The sequence below is a fragment of the Schnuerera sp. xch1 genome (assembly GCF_019931165.1).
Classification (GTDB): domain Bacteria; phylum Bacillota; class Clostridia; order Tissierellales; family Tepidimicrobiaceae; genus JAIOUP01.
Map to the genome: position 1 here is coordinate 266,960 of NZ_JAIOUP010000001.1, position 26,575 is coordinate 293,534.

The following is a 26,575-nucleotide window of genomic DNA, read 5'->3' on the forward strand; positions in this document are numbered from 1 at the left end:
CTCCTATATCAATTTATCTTTAGTAAAAAATGTTAAATTTTTACTTCCATATTCTCTACAATCAGTCTTTTTTAAACTATCTATTTTATCTTTTAATACTAAATTTTTTTCATGTTCTAAAATCAATAAACCATTTTCCTTTAGTATATTTTCCTTTGAAATCTTTTCAATAGTTTTTATAATTAAATCCTGTCCATATGGTGGATCTGCAAAAATATAATCAAATTTAATATCTTTATCTGCAAACAACATAATAGACTTAATTGCATCTGTTTTTAAAACCTCAGCACTATCACTTAAATCAGTATGTTGTAGATTTTCTTTTATACATTTTATACTATCATAAGATCTATCAACAAAAAATAATTTTCTTGCACCTCTACTCAAAAATTCAATTCCAATAGAACCAGATCCTGCAAATAAATCCAAAACTATGCTTTCATCATGTATCTCCATTAAAATATTGAATAGAGATTCTTTAATTCTATCTTCAGTAGGTCTAGTTTGTCTACCCTTTGGTGCCTTTAATCCATATCCTTTTTTTCGCCCAGATATTACTCTCAAAAAATCACCTCATCTTACAAGATATATTTTATCATATTTTTTGTCAACATTAATAGTATTAGTTTAAAATTAAATCATTAATCCTATCCTTGAATAAACTTATTATGTTTTGTCTTAATAAAGAATATTTTTCATCTAAAAGTAATGCATCTTCTTTCAATATATCTTTGGCTTTTTTTTGGGTAAGTTTCAATAGATTCATATCTGAGAATAAGTTTGCAACCTTTAGTTCTGGCAATCCATGCTGCCTGGTACCAAAAAATTCTCCAGGACCTCTTAATTCTAAATCCTTTTCAGATATATAAAACCCATCAGATGATTTTTGGAGTATTCTCATCCTTTGTCTTGAAATCTTGCTATTGCTTCCATTTATTAAAATACAATAAGACTGATATTCACCTCTACCTACTCTACCTCTCAATTGATGTAGTTGAGCTAAACCAAATCTCTCAGCATTATATATTACCATAATATTTACATTGGGAACATTAACGCCCACTTCTATAACTGTAGTAGATATTAAAATGTCCAACTCTTTATCTACAAATTTTTGCATAATACTATCTTTTTCATTAGATTTCATTCTACCATGAAGCAATCCTACCTTAAATTCTTTAAATGTTTCATCTTTTAAAGACATATATAGTTCTTCAGCAGATTTAACGTCTAAAGTATCACTTTCCTCTATTAGCGGACATACTATATAGGCTTGTCTTCCTTCTAATATCTGTTTTCTAACAAAATTATTAATCCTATCAATCATATTCGATCCAACGGCATAGGTTTCTATTTCTTTTCTTCCTGGAGGTAATTCATCAATAATTGAGATATCCAAATCTCCATATAATATCAATGCTAAAGTTCTAGGAATTGGAGTTGCAGTCATTACCAAAATATCTGGGTTTTTACCTTTTTGACTTAGTATTGCTCGTTGCTTAACTCCAAATCTATGCTGTTCATCAGTTATTGCTAAGCCTAATCTATTAAATTCAACTTTATCTTGAATTACGGCATGAGTTCCAACTAATATATCTATATCTCCTCTTTTAAGCTCATCTAAAATCTCTTCTTTTTTCTTATTTGAAAGACTGCCTACTAACAATTCACACCTAATATTATAATTTGAAAGAAAATTTGATATGGACTCATAATGTTGTGTAGCTAATATTTCAGTGGGTGCCATCATTACAGATTGATAACCAGATTTCCAAGCCTTAAACATAGCAAGAATTCCTACTATTGTTTTTCCTGAACCTACATCTCCTTGAACCAATCTATTCATCTGCTCATCTTTTTCCATATCAGCTTCTATTTCCTTAAAAACTCTCTTCTGCGCATTAGTAAGATTAAAAGGCAAATTATTAATAAAATCATAAATATCTTTTGTATGAGGATATTGAATTCCTTTGTTTAACTCTTTAGTACGACTCTTTATTAAAAACAACCCAAGTTGTAATGTAAGAAGTTCTTCAAAAACCAGCCTTCTTCTAGCTTGAATATAATGAGCTCTATCTTTAGGAAAATGTATATTGATAATAGCTTCCTTTACTGGCATCAATTGTAACTCTTCTCTTAAACTAGTTGATAATCTTTCAGGTATATCATCCACATGATATTTGATCGCATTTTCCATTATCTTTATCATCTCATTATTTGTTAGCTTATCAGTAAGAGGATATATTGGTATTATTTTACCAATCTTTTTTTCATTACCCTTTTCAAAAACTGGATTTGTTATTTGAATTTCATTACCAAAATAGTCCACTTTACCATTTATCGCAATTTTATCTCCAATCGATAATTTTTGAGCTATATAATTCTGATTAAACCATACTAAAGTAGCATTTCCTGTTTGATCCTCTACAGGAATCTTTAATATTGATAAATTCTTTCTTGATCTAAGTTTAGAAGGATATCCAGACACCTGTACCCTTAAACTAACCTTCTCTCCTTTAATACATTGAGATAAATATTTGAATTTAGTTCTATCATCATATTCTCTAGGTGCGAAATATAACAAATCCTCAACAGTATGTATATTCAGTTTTTTAAGCCGTGCTGCCCTCTTAGGCCCTACTCCTTTTATGTATTGAATAGACACGATTACCTCCTCAGCTTTCTCTTCTTTATATCTAAGTAAAACTCCCTACCATCTGGTAGGGAATCATTTATTCTATTGAAAAAATATAATAATATAGCGGTTGGCCACCATACACTAATTCTATATCAAAATCTTCAAATTCTGTCTCCAGTCTTTCAGATAGCTTCATAGCTTGTTTTTCTTCAATTTCATTCCCATAAAAGATTGTTATGAGAGAAGAATCTTCATTTACAATATCTTTCAATAGTTCAAATGATACTTCTTCTATATCGTTTCCATTACACATTATATCTCCTTGTGAAATTCCGATTATATCATCTTTGTTTATCTTTTTATCGTTTATTTCTGAATCTCTAACGGAATATGTTACCTGCCCAGTTATTACATCTTTAACTGCTTCTTGCATATTCTCTAGATTTTCTCTTACATCTATTTCCTTATCAAAAGATAGTAACCCAGCTATACCTTCTGGGATTGTTTTTGTAGGAAATACATATACATTCTTATCGCTTAATGCTTTTGCCTGGTCTGCAGCTAATATTATATTCCCATTATTAGGTAGTATTATTATATTTTCTCCTTTAACTTTCTCTATTGCATTTAATATGTCTTCAGTACTTGGGTTCATTGTTTGACCACCTGGTATGATATAATCCACGTTCAACTCATTAAATATATTATCTAGCCCATCTCCTACGGAGACAGTTATAAAACTATACTTTTTTGATTCATCTTCTGATTCAGTTAATTCTTCATATTCTTCTTCATCCATTATATGTTTATGTTGATATCTCATATTATCTATTTTTATATCATTTAATTCACCAATTTTTAAAGCCTTTTCTAAAACCTCACCTGGATTATTAGTGTGTATGTGAACTTTAATTAAATTTTCTCCACCTACAACGAGCAAAGAGTCGCCATAATCTGATATATCATCTCTAAATCTTTCATAATCTTCATTAGATGTATTTATCATAAATTCTGTACAATAACCATATTTTATATCTGCAAAATCAATCTCTTGTGAAACAGTTTCGGGTTCAATAGGTTCAGATTTGAAACTATCTAAATCAACAGATTCCTTAAAAGTGATAGCATTATAAGCTCCAGTTAATACAACCATTAGTCCTTTTCCTCCAGCATCTACTACTCCCGCATCTTTTAAAACCGGTAACATATCTGGAGTTTTATTAAGTGTTTTATTGCCATGTTTTATAACCTTTTCTAAGAAAACAAGAATATCTTTTTCTTCTTTTGCCAAAGTCGACCCGTAGTCTGCGCACTCCCTAGCAACAGTTAATATAGTACCTTCTGTAGGTTTCATTACTGCTTTATATGCAGTATCAGATGCCATCTTGAAAGCCTGTGCTATCCCAACAACATCTACAGTATCTTTTCCTTTTAACCCATTGGAAAATCCTCTAAACAATTGAGAAAGTATTACCCCAGAATTACCTCTTGCTCCCATTAAGGAACCATTGCTAGCAGCAACAGCAACTTCACCAACACCATATTTATCTAAATTTGAGATTTGTTTCACTGCTGATATCATAGTCAACGACATATTAGTACCCGTATCTCCATCTGGTACGGGGAACACATTTAACTCATTGACTTTTTCTTTATTTTTTACTAATAAATTGGCGGCTCCTATAAACGCTTTTTTGAGCATATCGCCATCTATATATGTCATACTCAATTATAGTACCTCCTTAAACTACTTTTCTACTCTAATTCCTTGTACATATACATTTACTTTTTTTATTTTAAGTCCTGTGAGGTTTTCTACATTAAACTTTACTTTTTCAATTATATTTTCAGCTACAACAGATATTTTAATTCCATATTGTAATATTACATGCAAATTAATTATAATTTCATCCTTTTCTGTATATATTTTAACTCCTTTTGATAAGTTATCTCTTTTTAATAGCTCAAAAAAACCATCAGTGGCGTTTTTGCTTGCCATACCTACTATTCCATAACTCTCCATGGCTGAAAGCCCCGAAATTGTAGCAATTACATTATCATCTATGTCAATATATCCATACTGATTTTTGCTTCTACCTGGCACGAAACATCGCCTCCTTATTCTGAATAATATTTATGGGTATATTTTACCCTATTCTATAAAATAGTTCAACTAATTCCTTAAAAGTATTAGTTTTATCCATAATTTTAGTTGCTTTTTTATTATTTATTGTGTTACAATATAATATGTTATTATGGAAAGAGACAGAATATGACTAATCGTTCTTTTTTCAATAGATAAGGAGGTGTTCTTATGGCTAAAAAATGTGATATATGTGGGAAAGGAAAAGTATTTGGAAATAGTGTAAGCTTTTCAAATAAAAAAAATAACAGAAATTGGTCTCCAAACATTAGAAAGGTAAAAGCTATAGTAAATGGCTCTCCTAAAAGAATTAATGTCTGTACGAGATGTTTAAGGTCTGGAAAAGTTGAAAGAGCATTATAAAAAATAAGGCTTCCAACCTAGGAAAAAATGGAAGCCTTATTTTATGATCAAAATTCCCAATGATATTAATATCAGTCCTATTAGCAAGAGTAAAAATTCTATAGGTATTATGTTTATGACAATTAACGCACCTATTACTGCCAATACAATACCTATTATTTTTTTAGTCTTGTGTTTATATCTATAATAAAAGGATTTCATTTAATCACCTCAATGACAATCTTACTCTATACTATTCTTCTAATTTAGATTCTGTTACAAAATAAAAAGCAAGCTTTAATTTTAATATTAAAACTTGCTTAATAGCTTAATCCCTTGAAACAAAAATTAAACATTTTCCTTCATGTACTTTTATAAAGCCGTTGGGCTCTACTATGCTATTACTAATACCTTGTGAAGATCCAAAATCAATTTTTGCTTTATCCAACTCGTATTCAAAACCTTTTAATGAAACAATTATACCTTTCTCTACAATTGGAACCACAGATATATAAGTACCTTTTTCCTTAGGCAATATTAATTCATCATCAACTAAATATATAGTATTATTCCCATCAATTATTTTACCCTCAACGCCTTTTTCGTTTAACCTTGATAATAAGTAAATATTTGCTAAGGTATGATCTAATCTATTTCCAGTAGCCCCTATTAATGTTATATATGTGGCCCCTTTTTTTATTAAATAATCAATTGATAACTCAGAATCGGTTTCATCCTTTTTTACCGGAAACTTCCTTATAGGTATATCCTTCTTGAGTATAATATTTAATGTGTCTTTAGAAATCGAATCCAAATCTCCCATTACTAAATCAGGATATAAGGACGCCTGTATGCAATAATCAGTTCCTCCATCAGCAGATAATATAAAATCTGATTCTTCACCAAGCTTCTTTAATAAATTTAAATCAGTCACATCTCCATGTAATATAATCAATGCTTTCATTCAATAATTCATCCTCTACTCTCTAGATATTTTACTTAGTGGTTTCCAAATTAAATATAAAACTATTGAAGATATTATAAATTCAGGTATTAAATAAGTTGCTTGATATATAAAAGAATAAATCCAAGGATTTTGAGTTCCTGCATATTCGCTAAAGAATATTACTCCTGCTAATAGGTGACATATAAATCTAGTACCAATTCCTAAAAAAACACCGGTTATAATTCCCAATAGAATATTGCCTTTTCCCATAATAATATTCTTTGAAAAAAGTCCCGCTAATCCAAGACATCCAAATGCAACAGGATATTCTAATATTGCTTGTACTGGTGAAAATATCCATGCTCCAAACATTAATTGTAAAATACCAAAAACTGCTCCAGCGATAACTCCAGGTCCTACTCCCCATCTAAAAGCAAATAGAAATATAGGTATCATACTTCCAGCAGTTACTGATCCACCTTGTGGTGCTTCGTAAATTTTAACTCTGTCCAACAAGATGGCTAGAGCAATCATAATTCCTGCTTCCACTATCATCTTAGTGCTCCATTTTTTCATTTATTATTCCTCCTTAAAAAATAATACCCATTACCTGAACTTAGTAATGGGTAGATAAAACAATATACACTTTCCTACGCTAGAATTATCTAGTCCAGGTTTAAAGGGTCGGGATATGTATCCCCTCTCAGCTATTTTGTGCTCCCCTAGTGACACACAATATTCTACTGTTATTTACATTATAACACATTAAATTCATATTGCAATTATAAGGACTTGAAAATTTTGGTTCTTTCGGTTATATTTTTGGCTTCAAATATTCCTGAGCCAACGACTACAATATCTAACCCATAGTCGATAATTTCTTTTGCATTGTCTAATTTTATTCCTCCATCTGCTTCTATTAATATATCTAGATTTTTGTCATCCACCATATTTCTCAATTTTTTAATCTTTCTTTTCATCGAACCTATGAATTTCTGTCCTCCAAATCCAGGATTAACAGTCATTATGAGTACTAAATCTATATAATCTAACACATATTCGATAGTATCTAAAGATGTAGCTGGGTTTAATGATACTCCAACCTTTATTCCATAGGATTTAATTTCTTCTATTGTTCTATGTAGATGAGTTGTCGCTTCCTGATGTACCGTTATGATATCTGCTCCAGCATCTACAAAATCTTTTATATATCTTTCAGGTCTATCAATCATCAAATGGACATCAAAAGGGATATCAGTAATATTTCTTAACTTTTTTATCACAGGAGAACCAAAAGTAATATTTGGTACATATGTACCATCCATCACATCTAGATGAATATAGTCGGCTCCTCCTTTTTCCAGTTTCAATATTTCCTCTTTTAAACTTCCAAAATCTGCTGATAAGATGGAAGGTGATATTTGGACCATTACATCAATACCTCCTATTATTTTTAATCTCTTTAAGAAACTGAATATAATTATCATATCTTTGACTACTTATGTTTCCTTCTTCTACCTGCATCTTCACTTCACAACATGGTTCCTTATAATGTAAACATCCACTGAATTTACATCTGTCTCCATATCTATAAATTTCTTTAAAATACTTACTTAACTCTATTTCGTCTTCTATAAAATCTAAATTTAATGAACTAAATCCAGGTGTATCTAACACATAACTATCTGAATCCAAATTAAACAATTCAACATGTCGAGTAGTATGTTTTCCTCGGCTAGTTTTTTTACTTACATCACCTGTTTTTAACTCAAATCTAGGATCTATTTTATTTAGCAAAGATGATTTCCCAACGCCAGAAGGCCCTGCAAAAACAGTTATATTGTGTTTCAGCATCTGTTTTAAATCATCTATACCTTCTCCTGTCTTAGCACTAGTTTTCAATATTGAATATGAAATTTTATTGTAAATATCATAGATTTTATTTATTTCATTTTGTTCACTTCGATCTATTTTATTTATACATATACCTATATCTAAATTTTCATGTTCTGCCATTATTAAAAATCTATCTAAAAGCCAGTAGCTTAAAGCAGGTTCCTTAACACTCATAATTATTATAGCTTGAGTAATATTTGCAACAGGAGGCCTTGTTAATTTAGATTTCCTTTGTTTAATTTTTTCAATATATCCTGTATTGTCTTCATCGCTTATTCGTATCAGGACATTATCTCCAACTAGTGGGGTTATATTTTTTTCTCTAAATATACCTCTAGCCCTGCACTCATAAACATCTGTTTTAGTTTTTACATAATAGAATCCACCAATTCCTTTAATAATAATGCCTTCTATCATATAGACCTCCTATCTTCCTGGATGTTCTATTTCCTCTATAAATTCTCCATCATAATAGAATTTGAATTTTGCATCCAACTTGCCTTTTAGTGGAATTTGAATTGTTTTTCCATCTATCTTATGAGTTTTATTATACACAGTTTCCTCTTCTTCATCTTGAACTCTATCTACTCTTATTTTTACTTCTTCATCTTCACCCACTGGAGTTACATTGGTGACAAAAGGAACTTCTTTATCTTTATCTTTATCTTTATCTTTATCTTTGTCTTTATCTTTATCTTCTGATTCTTCTTCTGGTCCACTACTAACATATAGATCTATAGAAGTATTTGTTTCAATCTGATTACCAGGCTCAATACTTTGCCAAATTACTGTACCTTCTGGATATTCATCACTTGGCTCCTGAGTAACTGACCCTAACACCAATTCATTTGCTACAATAGCATTTTTAGCCTCTTGCTCGCTTAATCCTACAAGCGGCGGCATATCTATTAATTTTACTTCAGGTCCTTGGCTTACTACAATATTGACGTTTGTCCCTGCCTCAACTTCTGAAAAAGCTTCTGGACTCTGACTTATAACCGTATTCTCCTCTACAGTATCACTATAAGCATAATCTACTAAACCATCTTCTAAATTGGCTTCTTCTAAAATCGCCTCTACCTCATTAATATTTCTATTTTTTAAATTTGGTACTGTAACCAATGGTTTTCCTTTACTAACATTTACTTCAATAGTATAGCCTTCTTTGACAGTTGTTCCAGCTTTTGTTTTCTGAGAAACTACCAATCCCTTTTCTAGCTCATCATCATATACTTCTTCCGCAATACTAAATTTTAGGCCTAACTTTCTTATTTCTTTTTCCGCTTCATCTCTATGCTGTCCTCTTATATCAGGAACTACTACCTCTTGAGGGAAAAAGCTCTCTCTAAACTTAAAAAATCCTAATGCTAAAGAACTTACTACTATAAAAGCTAACAATATAGCAAGAAAAACTACTTTTAATCCTCCATCTTTTTGATTCTTTTTCTTTTTTTTCTTTTTTTTCTTTTTTTGCTTTATCATATTATCTCCATTCCCATTATTTATCATTGGAATTATTTGAGTTGCATCTTCTTCAAAATCATCATTATTTGCAATAATGCCTTTTTTAGTAGATCTAATTTTCTTCAAATCGCTTAATAATTCACCAGCAGTGATATATCTATCCAATTGACTCTTTTTTACACATTTTAAAATAATATTTTGTAATCTTATTGGTACTGAATCATCTATTTCCCTAGGGGGAACAATTTCTTCTTGAATATGTTTTAATGCAACAGATATAGGACTATCTCCTTCAAAAGGTACCCTACCAGTTATCATCTCATACATAACAATTCCAAGAGAATATATATCAGATTTTTCATCAGTATATCCACCTCGAGCTTGCTCAGGTGAAAAATAATGTACTGAACCTATCACATTAGATGTATTTGTAACTGTTGTAGCTGATGCGGCTCTTGCAATACCAAAATCAGTTACTTTCAACCTTCCATCTTCATTCATCATTATATTATGCGGTTTAATATCTCGATGGACAATGTGATTTTTATGAGCATGCTCTAACGCTTCAGCAATCTGAATTGAATATTCTATAGTTTCATCAACAGTTAATTTTCCCTTCTCTCTAATTACATCTTTTAAGGTTTTCCCTCTAATATATTCCATAACTATATAATAAATATTATGATCATCTTTCTTATCTACTCCTACATCATATATGCCTACAATATTAGGATGAGATAGACTAGCTGCTGCTTGCGACTCCCTTCTAAATTTTCTTATAAATTCATCATCATTTACAAATTCATCTCTTAATACTTTAATTGCTACATATCTGTTTAGAAGTCTACATTTCGCCTTATATACTAGAGCCATTCCACCTCCACCAATTTTTTGTATTATTTCATATCTATCACCAAGTACTGTTCCAATCATTTCCATCACCCCACTTTACTTAAATTTAATGGTTAATACCGTAATATTATCATAGCCGCCCCTATTATTTGATAGTTCTACTAGAAGTTCGCAGGCTCTCTGTATATTCTCGTTATTACACAATAACTCTTTTATCTCTACATCATCTACCATATTTGTCAAACCGTCAGTACATAAAAGCAGTATATCACCTTTAATTTTCTTCTTCACTATTAAATCCACTTCTATTTCTTTACTAGTCCCAACAGCTCTAGTTATTATGTTCTTCTGTGGATGATATTTAGCTTCTTCCTTACTTATGCTTCCATTTCTAATCAACTCTTCCACTAATGAATGATCTGTGGTCACTTGATGAAGAACATTATCTCTTAAAAGATATGCTCTACTATCTCCTACATGACCAACAAAAATTCTATTATCATTTTCATAAGCTAAAGTTACAGTAGTTCCCATACCAAAACATTTATCATTTTCCAATGACATTTTATATATTTTTTCATTGGCCTTCCATATGGAATCTTCTATACTATTTTTAATATAATTATCATCTAATTTCAAGTTTTTTAAATTCTTTTCTAAACTGGAACTAATTGTTTCTATGGCAATCTTAGCAGCAATTTCTCCAGCTTTATGACCTCCCATACCATCTGCGATAATAAATAAATGACAATCTGTACTAGAGGATATATAATAAAAATCTTGATTTATGTCTCTAATCCTTCCTATATCAGTTTTTATACCAACTTCCATATAGATCACCTCACTGAAAAAAGTTTTTGCTCTTATTAGTAAACCTTCTCCTTAACTGTCCACATGAAGCATTTATGTCTCCACCCATTTCTTTGCGTACAGTTGCTGGTATATTTGCAATACTAAGAGCTGTTTTGAATCTTTCAATACTCTTTTTTGATGGCCTCTGTTCTTTGAATTCTTCTATTGGATTTAGAGGTATCAAATTAACATGACAATTTAATCCCTTTAAAATTGTCTTCAACTGCTTTAAATCCTGTTTTCTATCATTAACTCCTTTAACAAGAGTATATTCCATTGTAATCCTTCTGTTAGTTTTATTATAATAATATTTACAAGCATTCATAATCTCTTCTATCGAATATTTTTTAGCAATAGGTATCATTGTTTTTCGTATTTCATCAAAAGGTGAATGAAGAGATATGGATAGTGTTATAGGTATTTGTTCATCTGCTAACTCATAAATCTTTGGTACCAATCCACAAGTGGATAATGTAATATTTCTATAACTAATGTTATGGCCTTTTTTATGATGAATTATATCCAAAAACTTTATAGTATTATCATAGTTATCTAAAGGTTCACCACTTCCCATTAATACAATATTACTAATCTGTTTATCTAAATCCTCTTCCATAGCATATATTTGATTTGCCATTTCTGACGGATTTAACATTCTAATGAGCCCCTCTTTTGTTGAAGCACAAAATGAGCAACCCATTCTACATCCAACTTGTGTAGATATACAGGCAGTTAAACCATGTTTATAATCCATGGCCACTCCTTCTATAATATTATCATCTTCCAGCAGAAATAAATATTTCTTTGTATCATCAACTTTAGAATCAAATCTTTTAAATATTTCAATATTATTCAACTTCCCAATTCTGTTTAGCTTGTCCCGCAAGTCTTTGGAGAATACAGTAATGTCTTCAATCTCCTTTCCATAATTCTTATGGATAAAAGAGTACAATTGTTCTGCTCTATACTTCTTCTCATCAATGGTAGTTATAAAATCCTGTAATTCATCAAAAGTCAAACTATTTAGCTCAATTTTACTCAATAAATCACCTCATGTTTATTCTTAATTCTATATTATATCATAACTGAAAAAAAATCATCTATTATTCTTCTGTATTTTTGCAATAAAAAATCCATCAGTATAATGAATATTTGGGAATAGTTGAATATAACCATCCTTAGTTGACTCTAATTTTTTATTTGAACAGATTAAATCGTCAAAACCAACTAGATTAAATTCTTTATTTTCCTCTAGAAACTCTTTAACTATACATATATTTTCTTCTTTTCCTAAAGTACAAGTACTATATATTATAAAACCTCCAGGTTTTACATATTTTTTTGTATTATTCAATATATTACTTTGAATTCTAGTTAAATTCTTTATATCTGTTTCTCTTCTATTCCATTTTATTTCAGGTCTCCGCCTTATAATCCCCAATCCAGAGCAAGGAGCATCTACAATACAATAATCAACCTTTTCAAGCATATCCATATCCAATTCTAATGCATCATACTTCTGAGTTTCTATTATATCTATTCCTAATCTGCTAGCGTTATTCTCAACTAGATTTAATTTATGTTCATATATATCTCTGCTTATTATTCTACCATTATTATTCATTTGTTGAGCTAAGTGGGTAGACTTTCCACCAGGTGCACTGCATAAATCCAGTACTATACTATTTTCCTTTGGATTAGTTATCTGTGAAACCAGCATACTACTTTCATCCTGTATGATAAAATACCCTAATTTGAATTCTTCTAATTGTGTAATTTTTGTTGGATTTTCAATTATAAGTCCATCTTTTGCATATTTAGTGTTAAAAACAGTGTATCCATAATTGGACAAGATATCTGCTAGATCATGTCTACTAGTCTTGATTGTATTAACTCGTATATTTAACTTCGGTGTTGAATTGTTAGCTATTAATAATTTTTCAGTAAAGTCAGAACCATAATCTTTGATCCATCTTTTAACCATCCATTTTGGATGAGAATATTTAATTGATAGATAATCTAACTCATTTTGTTCGTCAACCTTCATCAATTTTTCTTTATTTCTTGAAAAGTTACGCAATATACCATTAACAAATCCACTTATTCCTCTATGGCCATATCTCTTTCCTAAGTTAACCGATTCATTAACTGCAGCTCTATCTGGAATTCTGTCCATAAAGGCCATTTGGTATACTCCTATTCTAAGAATATCCAATGTTATGTTATGAATTTTCTCTAATTTTCTTTTAGATAATTTAGATATAATATAATCCAGATACAAACGGTTTTCTATTACACCATATACAATTTCCCTTATTAAATTTTCATCTTTCAAATTTACTTTTCCATTTATATGTTTGTTTATAGAATAGTTAGAAAAAGCTCCTTTTGAATTTATATCTATTAATACATTCAATGCAATATCTCTAGAATTCATATTTTCTCTCCTTATAAAACATTTTGCCTGGAATTAACCAGGCAAATAATTTAAAATATAGAATTTAGCGTCTTCTACCTGAAATTGAAAGCAATCTTAAAAGCTGTATAAACGATACTAAAGTTGCAGCAACATATGTTAATGCAGCAGCACTAAGTACTTTCTTAGATGAATCAATCTCATCGCTATAGACTACACCATTTTCTTCAAGTTGTAATAATGCCCTTTTACTAGCGTTAAATTCAACAGGTAAAGTGATTACTTGGAATAATACTATTGCTAAATAAAGAATTATCCCTACTTCCAATAAAAATGGACTAATAACAAATCCTAAAACAATAAGAATCCAAACAAATCTTGAACTAATGCTAGCTATTGGAGCTATATTGTTTCTTAAAATAAGCGGGAAATATCCTTCTCCATGTTGTATTGCATGCCCAACTTCATGAGCAGCCACAGAAACTGCTGCCAGCGAGCTACCATTATAAACTTTTCTAGATAGTCTGAGAACTTCAGATCTGGGATCATAATGATCTGTTAGATTACCTCCAATAGTCTCAATTTTAACGTGATTTAATCCATTTCTATCTAAAATTATTCTTGCAACTTCTCTTCCACTATATCCTGATCGGCTAGGTACTTTCAAGTATTTATTGAAAGATGAAGATACTTTATATTGAGCATATGCAGAAAGTATCAAAGCAAGCATTAACAATAAGAACCAATTCCCACCTATTCCACTTCCATAAAACCCGCTGTAATATCCACCATACATATCTTTCCCTCCTTGCTTTACTGATGTTAAATAAGTCTTATATTCTCCTCAAATTTGTTTCCTCTTAAATAATCTGATACCTTAAGTTTCTTCTTTCCTGAAAACTGTAATTCTTTAATGACAATACAAGAATCATTACAGTTTACATATATACCTTCATTTGCAACTTTTACAACTACTCCATTATCTGTATCCAAAAACTTTTCGATCTTTTCTACTTCATGAATCTTTACATTTTGATCTTTATAAACCATATAAGCAGATGGCCAAGGTTTTAGTCCTCTTACTAAGTTTATTATATTATCTCCATTACTATTCCAATCAATTCTACCAGTTTTTTTTGATATCTTTGGTGCATAGGTAGATTCTTGGTCATTTTGACGACTTCTTTCAACATTTCCTTTTTCAATGTCGCTTAATGTTTCTACAATTAGTTTACTTCCCAATAAGGATAGTCTATCATGAATAGTTTCTGAATTATCATCATTTGCTATTGGTATTTTTTCAACTTTAAGGATATCACCTGTATCCAACCCTTCTTCCATTTCCATAATTGAAATGCCTGTTTCCTGTTCTCCATTTATAATAGCCCAATTTATGGGTGCAGCTCCTCTATACTTGGGAAGAATAGAAGCATGTATATTTAAGCATCCATATTTAGGAAGATTCAATATATTCTTTTTCAATATTTGCCCAAAGGCAATTACTACAATGCAATCTGGTGAAATCTCCGTTATTTTACTGATAGATTCACTGGAATTAACTGAATCTGGCTGATATACTTCTAACCCTAGTTCCATTGCTTTTTCCTTCACAGGAGTAGGCAATATTTTTTTGCCCCTTCCTCTTGGTCTATCTTTTTGGGTTACTACAAGAGAAATATTGTGTCCACTCTTATATAAAGCTTCTAAAGATGGAACTGCAAAATCTGGTGTACCCATAAAAACAATATTCACATTATCACCTCAAACTCTAATCTTCATCTTCTTCAGGTATTATCTCCTCAATAATCTTATCGATAAAGAGGATCCCCTCTAAGTGATCTATTTCATGACAAAGAGCTTTTGCTAAAAATCCTGTTCCTTCGATTACCTTTTCTTCCCCAAATTCATCCAAATACTTTACTTTAACTCTTTCAGGTCTTTTAACTGTTCCTGATCTATTTGGAATACTTAAACAACCTTCCACATCGATATTTTCACCCTCTTCTTCAATTATCTCAGGGTTTATTAATTTTATAGGCCCTTGACCTATATCTATAACTACTACTCTTCTCAATACTCCAACTTGAACTGCAGCTAATCCTACTCCTTCATTTTCATACATTGTTTCTATCATATCTTCCATTAATGTTTTTATTCTATCATTTATCTCAGTAACTTCTCTAGATACTTTTCTCAATATTGGATCTCCATTATATCTAATTTGTCTAATTGCCATACTCTTTCCTCCTATAAGATTGAATTAGGGTTAACATCTATATTAAACTTAATTTCTGATAAATCAATTTTATTCTTATTCAATATACATACCCGTTCTATAATACTTCTTAACTTGTTAATATGCTCGTCTTCACATTTGATAATTATATGATATCTGTAATTCTTCTTTATCTTTTCCAAAGGTGCCGGTGAAGGTCCTATAATATTTTTTACTAAATCTTCTAATCCATTGTTTTGCATTTCCTCTTTTACTAAATTATAAACTTCCTTTATTTTTATTGCAACATTTCTATTGTTTTCTCCATATAACATCACTGAGATAATGTTAGTAAAAGGAGGATATCCAAATTCCTTTCTCAAAAGAATTTCCTTATTATAAAAATCAACATAATCATGGTTCTTTGCATATTGTATACTATAATGTTCTGGATTATAAGTTTGAATTATAACATTGCCTTCAAAATTACCCCTGCCAGCTCTACCGGCTACCTGAGTAATAAGTTGAAATGTTCTTTCAGAAGATCTAAAGTCAGGGAGATTCAAACTGGTATCAGCAGCAATTATTCCAACTAGAGTAACATCCTTAAAGTCTAATCCTTTGGCTATCATTTGTGTTCCAATTAATATATCAATTTCTCTATTTTTCATCTTCTTTAAAATTAGATCATGACTCCCTTTTTTAGAGGTAGTATCCATGTCCATTCTCATAACCCTTGCTTGCGGGAAAAGCTTCCTTGTAAATTTCTCTACCTTTTCAGTTCCTATACCAAAATATTTTATATACTTACTTTTACAAACTGGACAAACTTTAGGTGGTTTTATTGATAAACCACAATAATGACATTTAAGTTTATTGTCCTTCATATGGTAAGTCATCGAGATGCTACATTCATTACATTTTACTACATAACCACAGTTCCTGCAAGAAACAAAGGTAGAATAGCCTCTTCTATTTAGGAAAAGTATAGTCTGTTTCCCTTGTCTAAGGTTTTTTTCTATACCCATATATAGTTCTTTACTGAATATTGATTTGTTGCCATCATTTAATTCTTCTCTCATATCAATAATTTTAACATCCGGCAATTTACTGTTATTAACTCTACTTTTTAATTCTAATAATTTTATGTTTTCACTTTTACTCCTGTAATAGCTATCAATAGAAGGTGTAGCAGTTCCTTTAACTAAATATGCTCCTGATAACTCACATCTCTTTTCTGCCACTTCAATAGCATGATATTTAGGGTTCATACTGGATTTATATGTAGTTTCATGTTCTTCATCAATTATTATTAACCCCAAATTAGTAAAAGGAGCAAATATTGCCGAGCGAGCTCCTACTACTATTTTTACTTTACCTTCCTTTATCTTTCTCCACTGATCAAATCTTTCACCATAAGATAATTTGCTATGAAGAACTGCCACATTATCTCCAAATCTACCAACAAATCTATCAATTGTCTGTGGAGTTAAAGAAATTTCAGGTACTAAAATTATAGTTTCTTTTTCTATTTTAACCATTTCCTCAACTAATTGAAGATAAATTTCAGTTTTCCCACTTCCTGTTATACCGTGAATTAAAAATTTATTGTTTTTATCCTTATTATTTATACTGGTCATTATTGAATCGAAACATTTTTTTTGTTCATCAGTTAATTGGTGTTTTTTGTAGTACTTAATGTCTTCTTTAATTGGAGTCCTATAGACCTCCTTTTTGAAAATATTAATAACATTCTTTCTTTCTAAAGCTTTAATTGTAGATAAAGAACTATTGGTTTCAATCATCAAGTCCTTCATTGACATTTCATCATAATTATCTAATAAGAACCTTGCAATTTCTAACTGTTTATAGCTTCTACTACCAATAACTTCTACCATATCATCATAGGACATAGATCTATCTACTAAACAAACAATTTTTTTATATTTTTTTTCAATAGACGTTTGTATTGCTAATGAGGTTTCTACTATTTTTTTATCCTTTAAATTATTAATAGTCTTATTTACGTTTTTATCTTTTAATGCATCCTTTATAACTTCTAATTCAACCTTACCTTTATGTCTATTAATTAAATTGACAATATCCTTCTCCAATTGATTTAACTTATTGTTAGATATTAAAAACTTATTATCCTTTAGTTTAATATATGTTTTAACCTTCTTGAAATCCCCAGGTGGGAGCACTGATTGAAGTGCATCTATGTAAGAGCATAAATATTGTTTAGATATCCACAAACTCAATTGAATCATCTCTCTTGATATAAGAGGTCTATCATCGATTACATCAATTATACTTTTTAATTTATATTTTTTATTATACTTATTATCAATTTTAATAACAATTCCTTTAATTATTCTATTACCTTTTCCAAAAGAAACTAAAACTCTCATACCTACTTCTATGGTATCAACCATATCGGGTTTAACTATATAAGTATATGGCTTGTCAGTATTTGAAGCCTTATTATCAATAATAACTTGTGCATATTTTTTATTCATCATATCAGTCCCTTAATCTATTTAAATAAATATTAAAAGCTAGATAAAGATAATTCATCTAGCTTTTATCATTTATTAAAGTCATAACTTTATCTAGTATAATTTCTGCAACTTTAGATTTGTTCAAAATAGGATAATCATTAATTTCTCCATTTCTATCGATAATCGTTACAATATTAGTATCTGATTTAAACCCTGATCCATCCGCAGAAACGTTGTTAGCTATAATAAAATCCAAATTCTTTTTCTCTAACTTTTCCTTTGCATATTCAACTAAATTATTTGTTTCTGCTGCAAAGCCTACAACTAGCTGATTGGTTTTAATTCTTCCAAAATGGGCTGCAATATCTGGATTTTTAACATATTCTATATTTAATTCATCATTTTCTCCATCTTTTTTCTTTATCTTTTCATTGCTAACTACTTTAGGTCTGTAATCCGAAGGAGCTGCTGCCTTAATCAATACTTGACAATCATTAAACTCATCTTCTACAGCTCTAAACATTTCCATAGTAGTATTAATTCTTACTACTCTAACACCCTTAGGTGGTTCTATTGATGTAGGTCCAGTTATTAACACCACTTGCGCACCTCTGTTTTTAGCCAATTCAGCTATTTTATAGCCCATTTTCCCGCTCGAATGATTTGTAATATATCTTACAGGATCTAATGGTTCTATTGTTGGACCAGCAGTAACAATTATCTTATTCCCTACTAAGTCCTTATCATAAAAACTGTTAGCCACATAATCTACTATATCTACTGGTTCTGCCATTCTTCCTGGTCCATGGGTTTGACACGCTAATAGACCTGTACAGGGGTCTATAAACTCATATCCTAATTCCATTAAGTAATCCATGTTCTTCTGAACAATTGGATTTAAGTACATATTAGTATTCATAGCAGGAGCAAATATAACCTTGGATTTTGTTGCCATAATTGTTGTAGTCAACAGGTCATCTGCAATTCCATTAGCAATCTTACCAATAATATTTGCAGTAGTAGGTGCAATTAAAAACACATCTGCTTTTTCAGCTAAAGAAATATGTTCAACATCATAATTCTTCGGTTCATCAAACATTTCTAAGTAAACTGGGTTCGATGCTAATGTTTGGAAAGTTAAAGGAGTAACAAATTTAGTTGCATTTTTAGTCATAATGACTTCTACATTAGCTTTTTGTTTCTTAAGTCTGCTAACTACCTCTACTGCTTTATAAGCAGCAATCCCTCCAGTTACACCTACTATAATATTTTTATCTTTAAGCATATTTTCACCTACTTGTTGTCTTCTATTTCTAACCTTTTGTATTTAACCTCTCCTTGAACTATTTCCTCTATAGCAATACTAACAGGTTTTGTAGATGAAGTTTTAACTAAAGGTTTAGCTCCTTCTATCAACTGCCTTGACCTTTTAGAGGTCAACATACATAAAGTATATCTGCTATCTGCAATTTTAGTTAATTCATTAATAGATGGAATAAACATAAAAATCCTCCTCAATTCTTGATATTATAGTCCTTTAATATTATCTAAATTATATTCAAATCTTTTAGATTTCAATTTCTCAGCCTCAATTACTGTTTCAATTCTTTTTATTGCATCATCTAACTCATCATTTATAATGGCATAGTCATACTTATTCACATACTTTAATTCTTTTAAAGCATTGTTAAGCCTAATCTTCATATCATCTTCAGTTTCAGTTCCTCTCTTAATAATCCGCCTTTTTAGCTCATCCAAGGAAGGCGGAATCAAAAATATTAACACCGCCTCTGGATAAAGATCTCTTACCTGAAGTGCACCTTGAACATCTATTTCTAATATTACTATTTCTCCTCTTTCCACTTGCTCATCCACAAATCTCTTTGGAGTACCATATCTATTGCTATGCACGTGAGCATATTCTAAGAATTCATTATTCTTAATCATCTCACTAAATTTTTCTTCATCTATAAAAAAATAGTTAACTCCATCTATTTCTCCTCTTCTAGGTTCCCTAGTAGTAGCTGATATCGAAAAAACGAGATCTTTATTTCTTTCAAATAATCTTTTGCATATTGTACCTTTGCCAATCCCAGAAGGCCCTGATATTACTAGCAAAAAACCTTTCGACATGTAAATCCCTGCTTTCTAATCATTATCCGTTTTGTTATTTGATTTATTATTTAACCTTTGAGCAACCGTCTCTGGCTGAACTGCTGATAAAATAATATGGTCACTATCTGTTACAATCACTGCTCTTGTTCTTCTTCCATAAGTTGCATCAACTAATACCCCATTATCTCTAGCTTCCTGTATCATTCTCTTAATAGGTGCTGATTCAGGACTTACTATAGAAATAATCCTATTTGCAGATACTATATTCCCAAAACCAATATTAATTAATTTTATATCCATATTTTACCCTCCTTCGATACTACTCAACATTTTGAACTTGTTCTCTTATCTTTTCTACTTCACTTTTAATGTCCACCACGTAGTTGGTTATAGTTAAATCATTAGCTTTAGAACCTATAGTATTGATTTCTCTATTCATTTCTTGGATAATGAAATCCAATTTTCTACCAATTGGGTCTTTTGATTCTAAGCTCATTAAAAATTGATTAATATGGCTTTTAAATCTAATAACCTCTTCATTTATATCACTTTTATCTGCAAAAATTGCAACTTCATAATTCAATCTATCCTCATCTAGGTCATAATCCTTATCAATCAATTCATCAATTCTACTTTTTAACTTATTCCTATAATCCTCTACAACTAGTGGTGCTCTTTTTTCAATTTCCACTATCATACTTTTCAACTTGTCAAGCTGAATTTCCATGTCATTTTTTAAAGCAATTCCTTCTTCCACCCTCATGTTTACAACATTTTGTAATGCTGCTTCTGTTGATTCGGAAAGACAATTCCAAATCACATCTTCATTATACTCTTTTCTTTCAGTTTTTACTATTTCAGAAAAAGTTAGTATATGTGATAATTTTACATCATCTTCTATCTGTAATTCATTGGTAATTTCATCCAACGCATCTTTATATGCTTTTGCTAACTCAATATCTACATTCACATCAACAGCAGATTCACTTATATATTCCAGATTTACATATACTTCTACTCTGCCTCTATTTATTTTTTTCTTAATTGTTTTTTTAATTTTTTCTTCCAAATAATTAAGATGTTTAGGCATTTTTATTATTATATCATTATATCTATGGTTAACAGTCTTTATTTCTACATTAAAATTATGAATCCCATCGGAGTTCTCTCCTCTACCGAAACCAGTCATACTCTTAATCATTTATGTATCATCTCCTAATAAATAATGATATCAACTTATATAATATTGTCAACAGGAATATAAGCTTAAAATTATTGTTCATAAAACAATTATATTGATTTTTACATAAATAATCTATAAAGTATTACAATTTCTTAACAACTTGTTTGTTATTATAAGTCATTAGTTTATTTATAATTAATTTAATGTTATAATTCAAGTATTACTTATTATGGAGGAATAAATATGTCTTTAGATGGAATTGTTACAAGAAATATTATTTATGAATTAAATAACACAATATTAGGAGGTAGAATCAATAAAGTCTATCAACATGAAAAAGATGAAATATCAATTCATATATACAATAACGGCAAAAACAATAAGTTATTAATTTCAGCAAGTAGCAACAATCCAAGAATTCATTTTACAAAATATAAAAAATCAAATCCATCTTCTCCACCTATGTTTTGCATGTTGCTGAGAAAACATTTATCAGGTGGAACTATTTTAAAGATACAGCAGCTTCAAATGGATAGAGTTATTTTTATTGACATTTCATCACTAGATGAACTAGGTCAGCCCTCTACTAAAAGACTAATAGTAGAGATTATGGGAAAGTATAGTAATATAATATTAATGGATATAGATTCTTCTAAAGTTATAGATTCGATTAAAAGAGTAACTGCTGATATGAGTAGAATAAGACAAATTCTACCAGGTATGGAATACAAATTTCCACTACAAAACAATAAAAAAGATCCTTTAACTTTAAATAAATCTCAATTTTATGAGTTGTTAAAAGATAATAGTATCAATAAAAAGATTTTTAAGTTTTTCTATACCAATTATATAGGGCTTAGCCCTCTAATTAGTAAAGAAATATGTTTCCTAGCAAATGTAGATATTGACAGACCATTGAGCACCTTGAAAGATGAAGAAAAAAAGAATTTATTTGATTGTTTTATATCGATAATGAACAAGATTAAAAATGATGAGTACTCACCTGTAATGATAAAGAATAATTACAAAAATAGTTTCATGGCGTTTCATGCTCTTGATATTAAACAATTTGGAGAGCAAAATAAAATCCACTTGGATTCTATGAATGAAGTATTAGATGAATACTATATAAAGAATGATAAGATGGATAGAATACATCAAAAATCTCAATCAATGAAAAAATCTATTCAAATAAAATTGGAACGTTCTCAAAATAAACTATCTAAACAAAAACAGGAATTGTTAGAAAGTGAAGATAGAGAGAAATACAAGATTTATGCTGATTTAATATCAGCAAATCTCTATCGTATAGAGAAGGGACTCGAGGTAGTGGAATTAGAAAATTTCTATGATGAAAATATGAAGAAAATTAGAATTCCACTTAATAAAAGATATTCTCCTGCACAAAATGCTCAGAGATATTATAAAAAATATTCAAAACTTAAAAATGCTAATAAATTATTATTAAAACAAATACCTGAGACTAAAAACGAAATAGAATACCTTGAAAATGTTTTAAATGCTATTGATAACTGTACTGAAGTAATTGAATTAGATGAAATAAAAGAAGAATTGATTGAAGAAGGGTATTTGAAAGGGAAAATTAAGAAAAAGAAGAAAAAAAGAAATGCAATATCTAAGCCACACCACTATATATCATCTGATGGTTTGCATATTTATGTGGGCAAAAACAACAAACAAAATGATTTTTTAACTTTAAAAACTGCTCGAAAAGATGATTTATGGTTTCACGTTCAAAAGATGCCTGGAAGTCATGTTATAATCAGAGTTGAAAACGAAGAAGTTCCAAAGAAAACTCTGAAAGAAGCAGCTCTTTTAGCAGCTTATTTTAGTAAAGGTAAAAATTCAAATAATGTCGCTGTAGATTATACTGAAAAGAAAAATGTTAAGAAGCCTAAAAACGCTAAATCTGGAATGGTTACTTATGAAGATTTCAATACTATTTTTGTCACTCCAGATAAAAATGAAATTGATAAAATTAATAGAGTAGAAGATTAATCTTCTACTCTATTGCTTTTATTTTCACTTGATCTTTCCCATCAATTTCTTCAAAATTAACATCTATAATTTCGTTTCTTGAAGTAGGTACATTTTTCCCAACATAGTCTGGGCGTATTGGAAGTTCTCTGTGCCCTCTATCAATTAAAACAGCTAATTGTACCTTTCTAGCTCTTCCCATATGTACTAAAGCATCAAGAGCAGCTCTAGCAGTTCTTCCAGTATATATTACATCATCAACTAAAACAACTATTTTATCCTCTATATTATATTCAATATTGCTGTCTTTCACTATAGGCTCCTTATACTCTTCAGTTAGATCATCCCTATAAAAAGTGATATCCAAAGTTAAAACTTCAATTTTTTCATCTTCAATTGATTCTATCTTTTTAGCTAATCTTTGAGCAAAAGGAACCCCTCTTGTCCTTATTCCTACTAGTATTACATCCTTTATTCCCTTATTTCGTTCAATTATCTCATTTGCAATTCTTGTTGTTGCTCTTTGAATAGCCTTTTCATCTAGAATAATCGCTTTTGTTTTCAATCTAAACACCTACCTATTCTTTTTTCTTAATAATTCTATAATCCGTTTAAATTCATCAGGTGGTTCTGCAGTAAATTCCATATATTTTCCAGTTCTCGGATTAACTAATCCCAATTTTCTTGCATGGAGTAGTTGAGTTTTGACTCCAAATTTATTCTTTCTATTTGTGTATTTAGGATCTCCAACAATAGGATGTTTAATATAAGACATATGAACCCTAATCTGATGAGTTCGTCCTGTCTTCAACGAAGCCTCAATCAGAGTATAATTTTGAAATCTCTCCAAAACCTTATAATGGGTTATTGCTTCTTTACTATTTTTAATCGTTACAGCCATCTTCTTTCTATCTTTAGGGTTCCTGCCTATGGGGGCATTTATAATCCCCTCTTCCTTATTTAATCCTCCATAAACTAAAGCCACATATATTCTTTTCAAACTCCTTGCTTTCAATTGTTTAACTAATTCTTTATGAGTTTGATTATTCTTTGCTATAACCAATAACCCAGATGTATCTTTATCTAACCTGTGCACTATACCTGGTCTTGTATTACCATTAATAGATGATAGATTATCTGTATAATTCAATAGTGCATTTACTAAAGTATTCGAATGATTTCCAGGCGCAGGATGTACTATCATATCTTTAGGTTTATTTATTACTATCATATCTTCATTTTCATATACAATGTCTAAATCTATATTTTGGGGGATTGGTTCCAATGATTTTTGTTCTGGTATTTTTACCTGTATTGAATCACCTTTTTTTACTATATATTTTGGTTTCTTCTTGCTTCCATTTACAAGAATTAATCCTTCTTTTATCAATTTATGTGTATATGTTCTAGATATTTTTTCTATTTTTGTAGCAACATAAGAATCCAACCTTTGATTATCTTCATTTTCTACATATAATTTCTGTAAATCCATCTATATCCCCTCAATACTCATATTTATTAAATAATACCATAATCATTATCAATAATGTCCCAGTTACTATAAATATATCCGCAACATTGAATACTGGAAAATTATATCCAAAAGGTAATTTAACACTTAAAAAATCCACAACATATCCTACTCTGATTCTATCAATTAAATTACCAACTGCGCCACCTAATAACATAACCATAGAAATTTTCATAGCTCTATTTATATTGTTAGGATATTTAATAAGAAACAAAATAATACTAATTACAACTATAAATGTAGCTATAACAAAAAAAAGTTTTTTATTCTGCAATATTCCAAAAGCTGCTCCATAATTCTCTACATAATATAGTTGAAAAAAGTTATCAATGATAGCACGAGGACTGTTTCCTTTTAAATACTTAATAGCTGCAGACTTAGTTACTTGATCTAGTAGTACAATAAATACAATAATTAAATACATCAAAATTTTTCCTCCTTATCCATTTCAATCATAATAATATTTTAAATCATTATATCATTTATTACAACATAGGTTTTTTGTTTATATAAAAAAAGAAAAGACTCCTCATGAAATACACTCCATGAAAGTCCTCAAAAAAGCAATTCTACAATCTATTTTATCATTCTTTAGTTTGATCATAATATTCTTGAGAAAATTTTTCAACATCCTCCACAGTTCCACTGTTTTCATCGTCAAATACACCTAAATTATCTCCTGTATTTTGAGAAGGAGCTTTGACTATTTTATTATATCTGGCTACCTCTTGGTAGCTATCCTCTGTATCGAATCCATTTACTTCTTTGTTTTTATTGTTACTAAATGGGCTAATACTTTCCTCTTCTTCAGGCCTAAAGTTCATCTTCTTCTCAAGAGGGATTTTTTTCTTTGCACAATCAATGCACAACTTTAGATATGGCATTAGCTCAAGTCTTTCCTCGTCAATTTTTTTGCCACATGATATACACAATCCATAATCTTCGCTATCTACATGATCAAGTGAAGTCTCAATCTCATATAAAGTATCATTTAATTTATTTATAAATCCATTCTCCTGTTCCATCATAAATACTTCAGTACCTAAATCTGCAGGGTGATTATCATAAAAGGATAAATCGGTATGATATTCATCCATAGAACCAAATTCTTCATTATTATTCATCCTATTTATTATATTCAATATCTTCTCCTTTTCTTCAAACAATCTTTTCTTAAAGTAATTTATTTTGTTCTCATCCATAAACTGCCTCCTCGATATGTTATAGATTAATATTTATAGAATAATATACCCATATCTCTATTTATAATTCCAAGTTACAAATTGGTATTATATTCTTTAAGAATACATCAATAATATCAAAAAGAAAAATAGAAGATTATTTTTATTATACTTAGCATCCCAAATATCAGAAAGCAAAATAAAGAAGAAAAGTAACTTATCATCATATTCATTTGCATAGCAATTAGACATAAAAAACCCTCCACTCTCATCTATATATTACATACTATGAGAATAAAGGA

28 protein-coding genes, 1 pseudogene and 1 riboswitch are annotated in these 26,575 nt (G+C 29.8%); of the genes and pseudogenes, 2 read left to right on the forward strand and 27 right to left on the reverse strand.

Annotation, left to right across the window (positions count from 1 at the left end):
• Nucleotides 1–3 precede the first annotated feature (3 nt).
• From rsmD to K8M07_RS01440, 4 genes and pseudogenes are all read right to left on the reverse strand, one after another.
• Entirely contained in the window at nt 4–564 is a 561-nt protein-coding gene (rsmD, locus tag K8M07_RS01425) for a 16S rRNA (guanine(966)-N(2))-methyltransferase RsmD (RefSeq protein ID WP_223376034.1), read from the reverse strand.
• 58 nt (nt 565–622) lie between these two features.
• A pseudogene (gene recG, locus K8M07_RS01430) lies at nt 623–2,674 on the reverse strand (ATP-dependent DNA helicase RecG); the annotation flags it as partial.
• A gap of 58 nt (nt 2,675–2,732) precedes the next feature.
• A complete protein-coding gene (locus tag K8M07_RS01435) occupies nt 2,733–4,367 on the reverse strand; it encodes a DAK2 domain-containing protein (protein ID WP_263282403.1) in 1,635 nt (544 codons plus the stop codon).
• A gap of 18 nt (nt 4,368–4,385) precedes the next feature.
• The gene (locus tag K8M07_RS01440; protein WP_223376035.1) at nt 4,386–4,742 is read right to left on the reverse strand and encodes an Asp23/Gls24 family envelope stress response protein; all 357 of its coding nucleotides are present in this window, start codon (nt 4,740–4,742) and stop codon (nt 4,386–4,388) included.
• A gap of 210 nt (nt 4,743–4,952) precedes the next feature.
• Between K8M07_RS01440 and rpmB the strand changes: the two genes are divergently transcribed.
• Nucleotides 4,953–5,144 carry a 50S ribosomal protein L28 gene (rpmB, locus tag K8M07_RS01445; protein WP_223376036.1) on the forward strand — a complete coding sequence of 64 codons (192 nt, stop codon included), beginning with the start codon at nt 4,953–4,955 and terminating at the stop codon, nt 5,142–5,144.
• 36 nt (nt 5,145–5,180) lie between these two features.
• On the opposite strand, the gene K8M07_RS01450 is transcribed toward rpmB, so the two are convergent.
• The 18 genes from K8M07_RS01450 to K8M07_RS01535 form a co-directional block, all read right to left on the reverse strand.
• Entirely contained in the window at nt 5,181–5,345 is a 165-nt protein-coding gene (locus K8M07_RS01450; protein WP_223376037.1) for a hypothetical protein, read from the reverse strand.
• 106 nt (nt 5,346–5,451) lie between these two features.
• Complete coding sequence (locus tag K8M07_RS01455; RefSeq protein ID WP_223376039.1) at nt 5,452–6,087, reverse strand: thiamine diphosphokinase; 636 nt, start codon at nt 6,085–6,087, stop codon at nt 5,452–5,454.
• A 15-nt stretch (nt 6,088–6,102) separates the two neighbouring features.
• A complete protein-coding gene (thiT, locus tag K8M07_RS01460; protein WP_223376040.1) occupies nt 6,103–6,645 on the reverse strand; it encodes an energy-coupled thiamine transporter ThiT in 543 nt (180 codons plus the stop codon).
• A 54-nt stretch (nt 6,646–6,699) separates the two neighbouring features.
• Nucleotides 6,700–6,803: riboswitch (TPP riboswitch) on the reverse strand.
• Between the two features lie 48 nt (nt 6,804–6,851).
• Nucleotides 6,852–7,499, reverse strand: coding sequence for a ribulose-phosphate 3-epimerase (rpe, locus tag K8M07_RS01465; RefSeq protein WP_223376041.1), 648 nt, complete (start codon nt 7,497–7,499; stop codon nt 6,852–6,854).
• Nucleotides 7,500–7,503: 4 nt separating this feature from the next.
• Nucleotides 7,504–8,382, reverse strand: coding sequence for a ribosome small subunit-dependent GTPase A (rsgA, locus tag K8M07_RS01470; protein ID WP_223376042.1), 879 nt, complete (start codon nt 8,380–8,382; stop codon nt 7,504–7,506).
• Between the two features lie 9 nt (nt 8,383–8,391).
• On the reverse strand, nt 8,392–10,362 hold the full coding sequence (gene pknB / locus K8M07_RS01475) for a Stk1 family PASTA domain-containing Ser/Thr kinase (protein ID WP_223376043.1): 1,971 nt from the start codon (nt 10,360–10,362) through the stop codon (nt 8,392–8,394).
• Nucleotides 10,363–10,377: 15 nt separating this feature from the next.
• Nucleotides 10,378–11,112 carry a Stp1/IreP family PP2C-type Ser/Thr phosphatase gene (locus tag K8M07_RS01480; RefSeq protein WP_223376045.1) on the reverse strand — a complete coding sequence of 245 codons (735 nt, stop codon included), beginning with the start codon at nt 11,110–11,112 and terminating at the stop codon, nt 10,378–10,380.
• Nucleotides 11,113–11,122: 10 nt separating this feature from the next.
• The gene (gene rlmN, locus K8M07_RS01485) at nt 11,123–12,175 is read right to left on the reverse strand and encodes a 23S rRNA (adenine(2503)-C(2))-methyltransferase RlmN (protein ID WP_223376046.1); all 1,053 of its coding nucleotides are present in this window, start codon (nt 12,173–12,175) and stop codon (nt 11,123–11,125) included.
• 54 nt (nt 12,176–12,229) lie between these two features.
• Entirely contained in the window at nt 12,230–13,570 is a 1,341-nt protein-coding gene (gene rsmB / locus K8M07_RS01490) for a 16S rRNA (cytosine(967)-C(5))-methyltransferase RsmB (RefSeq protein ID WP_223376047.1), read from the reverse strand.
• Nucleotides 13,571–13,634: 64 nt separating this feature from the next.
• A complete protein-coding gene (locus K8M07_RS01495) occupies nt 13,635–14,345 on the reverse strand; it encodes a zinc metallopeptidase (protein ID WP_223376049.1) in 711 nt (236 codons plus the stop codon).
• 26 nt (nt 14,346–14,371) lie between these two features.
• Nucleotides 14,372–15,301 (reverse strand): methionyl-tRNA formyltransferase, encoded by a 930-nt coding sequence (gene fmt, locus K8M07_RS01500; RefSeq protein ID WP_223376051.1) that lies wholly within the window; start codon nt 15,299–15,301, stop codon nt 14,372–14,374.
• 16 nt (nt 15,302–15,317) lie between these two features.
• Nucleotides 15,318–15,785 carry a peptide deformylase gene (gene def / locus K8M07_RS01505; protein WP_223376052.1) on the reverse strand — a complete coding sequence of 156 codons (468 nt, stop codon included), beginning with the start codon at nt 15,783–15,785 and terminating at the stop codon, nt 15,318–15,320.
• Between the two features lie 11 nt (nt 15,786–15,796).
• Nucleotides 15,797–18,286, reverse strand: coding sequence for a primosomal protein N' (gene priA, locus K8M07_RS01510; RefSeq protein ID WP_223376054.1), 2,490 nt, complete (start codon nt 18,284–18,286; stop codon nt 15,797–15,799).
• A 55-nt stretch (nt 18,287–18,341) separates the two neighbouring features.
• Nucleotides 18,342–19,550, reverse strand: a complete 1,209-nt coding sequence (coaBC, locus tag K8M07_RS01515) for a bifunctional phosphopantothenoylcysteine decarboxylase/phosphopantothenate--cysteine ligase CoaBC (RefSeq protein WP_223376056.1) — start codon at nt 19,548–19,550, stop codon at nt 18,342–18,344.
• A gap of 8 nt (nt 19,551–19,558) precedes the next feature.
• Nucleotides 19,559–19,768 (reverse strand): DNA-directed RNA polymerase subunit omega, encoded by a 210-nt coding sequence (gene rpoZ / locus K8M07_RS01520; protein WP_223376057.1) that lies wholly within the window; start codon nt 19,766–19,768, stop codon nt 19,559–19,561.
• 24 nt (nt 19,769–19,792) lie between these two features.
• A complete protein-coding gene (gene gmk / locus K8M07_RS01525) occupies nt 19,793–20,398 on the reverse strand; it encodes a guanylate kinase (protein WP_223376059.1) in 606 nt (201 codons plus the stop codon).
• 15 nt (nt 20,399–20,413) lie between these two features.
• Nucleotides 20,414–20,680, reverse strand: a complete 267-nt coding sequence (remA, locus tag K8M07_RS01530; RefSeq protein WP_223376061.1) for an extracellular matrix/biofilm regulator RemA — start codon at nt 20,678–20,680, stop codon at nt 20,414–20,416.
• 19 nt (nt 20,681–20,699) lie between these two features.
• A complete protein-coding gene (locus K8M07_RS01535; RefSeq protein WP_223376062.1) occupies nt 20,700–21,581 on the reverse strand; it encodes a YicC/YloC family endoribonuclease in 882 nt (293 codons plus the stop codon).
• A 225-nt stretch (nt 21,582–21,806) separates the two neighbouring features.
• Here K8M07_RS01535 and K8M07_RS01540 point away from each other — a divergent pair, with 225 nt between their 5' ends.
• Nucleotides 21,807–23,582: an NFACT family protein gene (locus tag K8M07_RS01540; RefSeq protein ID WP_223376063.1), complete on the forward strand. Its 1,776-nt coding sequence runs from the start codon at nt 21,807–21,809 to the stop codon at nt 23,580–23,582.
• A 4-nt stretch (nt 23,583–23,586) separates the two neighbouring features.
• On the opposite strand, the gene pyrR is transcribed toward K8M07_RS01540, so the two are convergent.
• The 5 genes from pyrR to K8M07_RS12565 all read right to left on the reverse strand — a co-directional run bounded on the left by pyrR (nt 23,587) and on the right by K8M07_RS12565 (nt 26,525).
• On the reverse strand, nt 23,587–24,126 hold the full coding sequence (gene pyrR, locus K8M07_RS01545) for a bifunctional pyr operon transcriptional regulator/uracil phosphoribosyltransferase PyrR (protein ID WP_223376064.1): 540 nt from the start codon (nt 24,124–24,126) through the stop codon (nt 23,587–23,589).
• 9 nt (nt 24,127–24,135) lie between these two features.
• Nucleotides 24,136–25,053, reverse strand: a complete 918-nt coding sequence (locus K8M07_RS01550) for an RluA family pseudouridine synthase (protein ID WP_223376065.1) — start codon at nt 25,051–25,053, stop codon at nt 24,136–24,138.
• Nucleotides 25,054–25,063: 10 nt separating this feature from the next.
• On the reverse strand, nt 25,064–25,516 hold the full coding sequence (lspA, locus tag K8M07_RS01555; RefSeq protein ID WP_223376290.1) for a signal peptidase II: 453 nt from the start codon (nt 25,514–25,516) through the stop codon (nt 25,064–25,066).
• A gap of 160 nt (nt 25,517–25,676) precedes the next feature.
• Entirely contained in the window at nt 25,677–26,294 is a 618-nt protein-coding gene (locus tag K8M07_RS01560; protein ID WP_223376066.1) for a TraR/DksA C4-type zinc finger protein, read from the reverse strand.
• A gap of 96 nt (nt 26,295–26,390) precedes the next feature.
• Nucleotides 26,391–26,525: a hypothetical protein gene (locus K8M07_RS12565; RefSeq protein ID WP_263282404.1), complete on the reverse strand. Its 135-nt coding sequence runs from the start codon at nt 26,523–26,525 to the stop codon at nt 26,391–26,393.
• Nucleotides 26,526–26,575: the final 50 nt, after the last annotated feature.

Coding starts and splice junctions, on each gene's coding strand:
- rpmB (WP_223376036.1), top strand. CDS start 4,953: ATGGCTAAAAAATGTGATATATGTGGGAAAGGAAAAGTATTTGGAAAT.
- K8M07_RS01450 (WP_223376037.1), bottom strand. CDS start 5,345: ATGAAATCCTTTTATTATAGATATAAACACAAGACTAAAAAAATAATA.
- K8M07_RS01455 (WP_223376039.1), bottom strand. CDS start 6,087: ATGAAAGCATTGATTATATTACATGGAGATGTGACTGATTTAAATTTA.
- thiT (WP_223376040.1), bottom strand. CDS start 6,645: ATGAAAAAATGGAGCACTAAGATGATAGTGGAAGCAGGAATTATGATT.
- rpe (WP_223376041.1), bottom strand. CDS start 7,499: ATGGTCCAAATATCACCTTCCATCTTATCAGCAGATTTTGGAAGTTTA.
- rsgA (WP_223376042.1), bottom strand. CDS start 8,382: ATGATAGAAGGCATTATTATTAAAGGAATTGGTGGATTCTATTATGTA.
- pknB (WP_223376043.1), bottom strand. CDS start 10,362: ATGATTGGAACAGTACTTGGTGATAGATATGAAATAATACAAAAAATT.
- K8M07_RS01480 (WP_223376045.1), bottom strand. CDS start 11,112: ATGGAAGTTGGTATAAAAACTGATATAGGAAGGATTAGAGACATAAAT.
- rsmB (WP_223376047.1), bottom strand. CDS start 13,570: ATGAATTCTAGAGATATTGCATTGAATGTATTAATAGATATAAATTCA.
- K8M07_RS01495 (WP_223376049.1), bottom strand. CDS start 14,345: ATGTATGGTGGATATTACAGCGGGTTTTATGGAAGTGGAATAGGTGGG.
- def (WP_223376052.1), bottom strand. CDS start 15,785: ATGGCAATTAGACAAATTAGATATAATGGAGATCCAATATTGAGAAAA.
- priA (WP_223376054.1), bottom strand. CDS start 18,286: ATGATGAATAAAAAATATGCACAAGTTATTATTGATAATAAGGCTTCA.
- coaBC (WP_223376056.1), bottom strand. CDS start 19,550: ATGCTTAAAGATAAAAATATTATAGTAGGTGTAACTGGAGGGATTGCT.
- rpoZ (WP_223376057.1), bottom strand. CDS start 19,768: ATGTTTATTCCATCTATTAATGAATTAACTAAAATTGCAGATAGCAGA.
- gmk (WP_223376059.1), bottom strand. CDS start 20,398: ATGTCGAAAGGTTTTTTGCTAGTAATATCAGGGCCTTCTGGGATTGGC.
- remA (WP_223376061.1), bottom strand. CDS start 20,680: ATGGATATAAAATTAATTAATATTGGTTTTGGGAATATAGTATCTGCA.
- K8M07_RS01535 (WP_223376062.1), bottom strand. CDS start 21,581: ATGATTAAGAGTATGACTGGTTTCGGTAGAGGAGAGAACTCCGATGGG.
- K8M07_RS01540 (WP_223376063.1), top strand. CDS start 21,807: ATGTCTTTAGATGGAATTGTTACAAGAAATATTATTTATGAATTAAAT.
- K8M07_RS01550 (WP_223376065.1), bottom strand. CDS start 25,053: ATGGATTTACAGAAATTATATGTAGAAAATGAAGATAATCAAAGGTTG.
- lspA (WP_223376290.1), bottom strand. CDS start 25,516: ATGTATTTAATTATTGTATTTATTGTACTACTAGATCAAGTAACTAAG.
- K8M07_RS01560 (WP_223376066.1), bottom strand. CDS start 26,294: ATGGATGAGAACAAAATAAATTACTTTAAGAAAAGATTGTTTGAAGAA.
- K8M07_RS12565 (WP_263282404.1), bottom strand. CDS start 26,525: ATGTCTAATTGCTATGCAAATGAATATGATGATAAGTTACTTTTCTTC.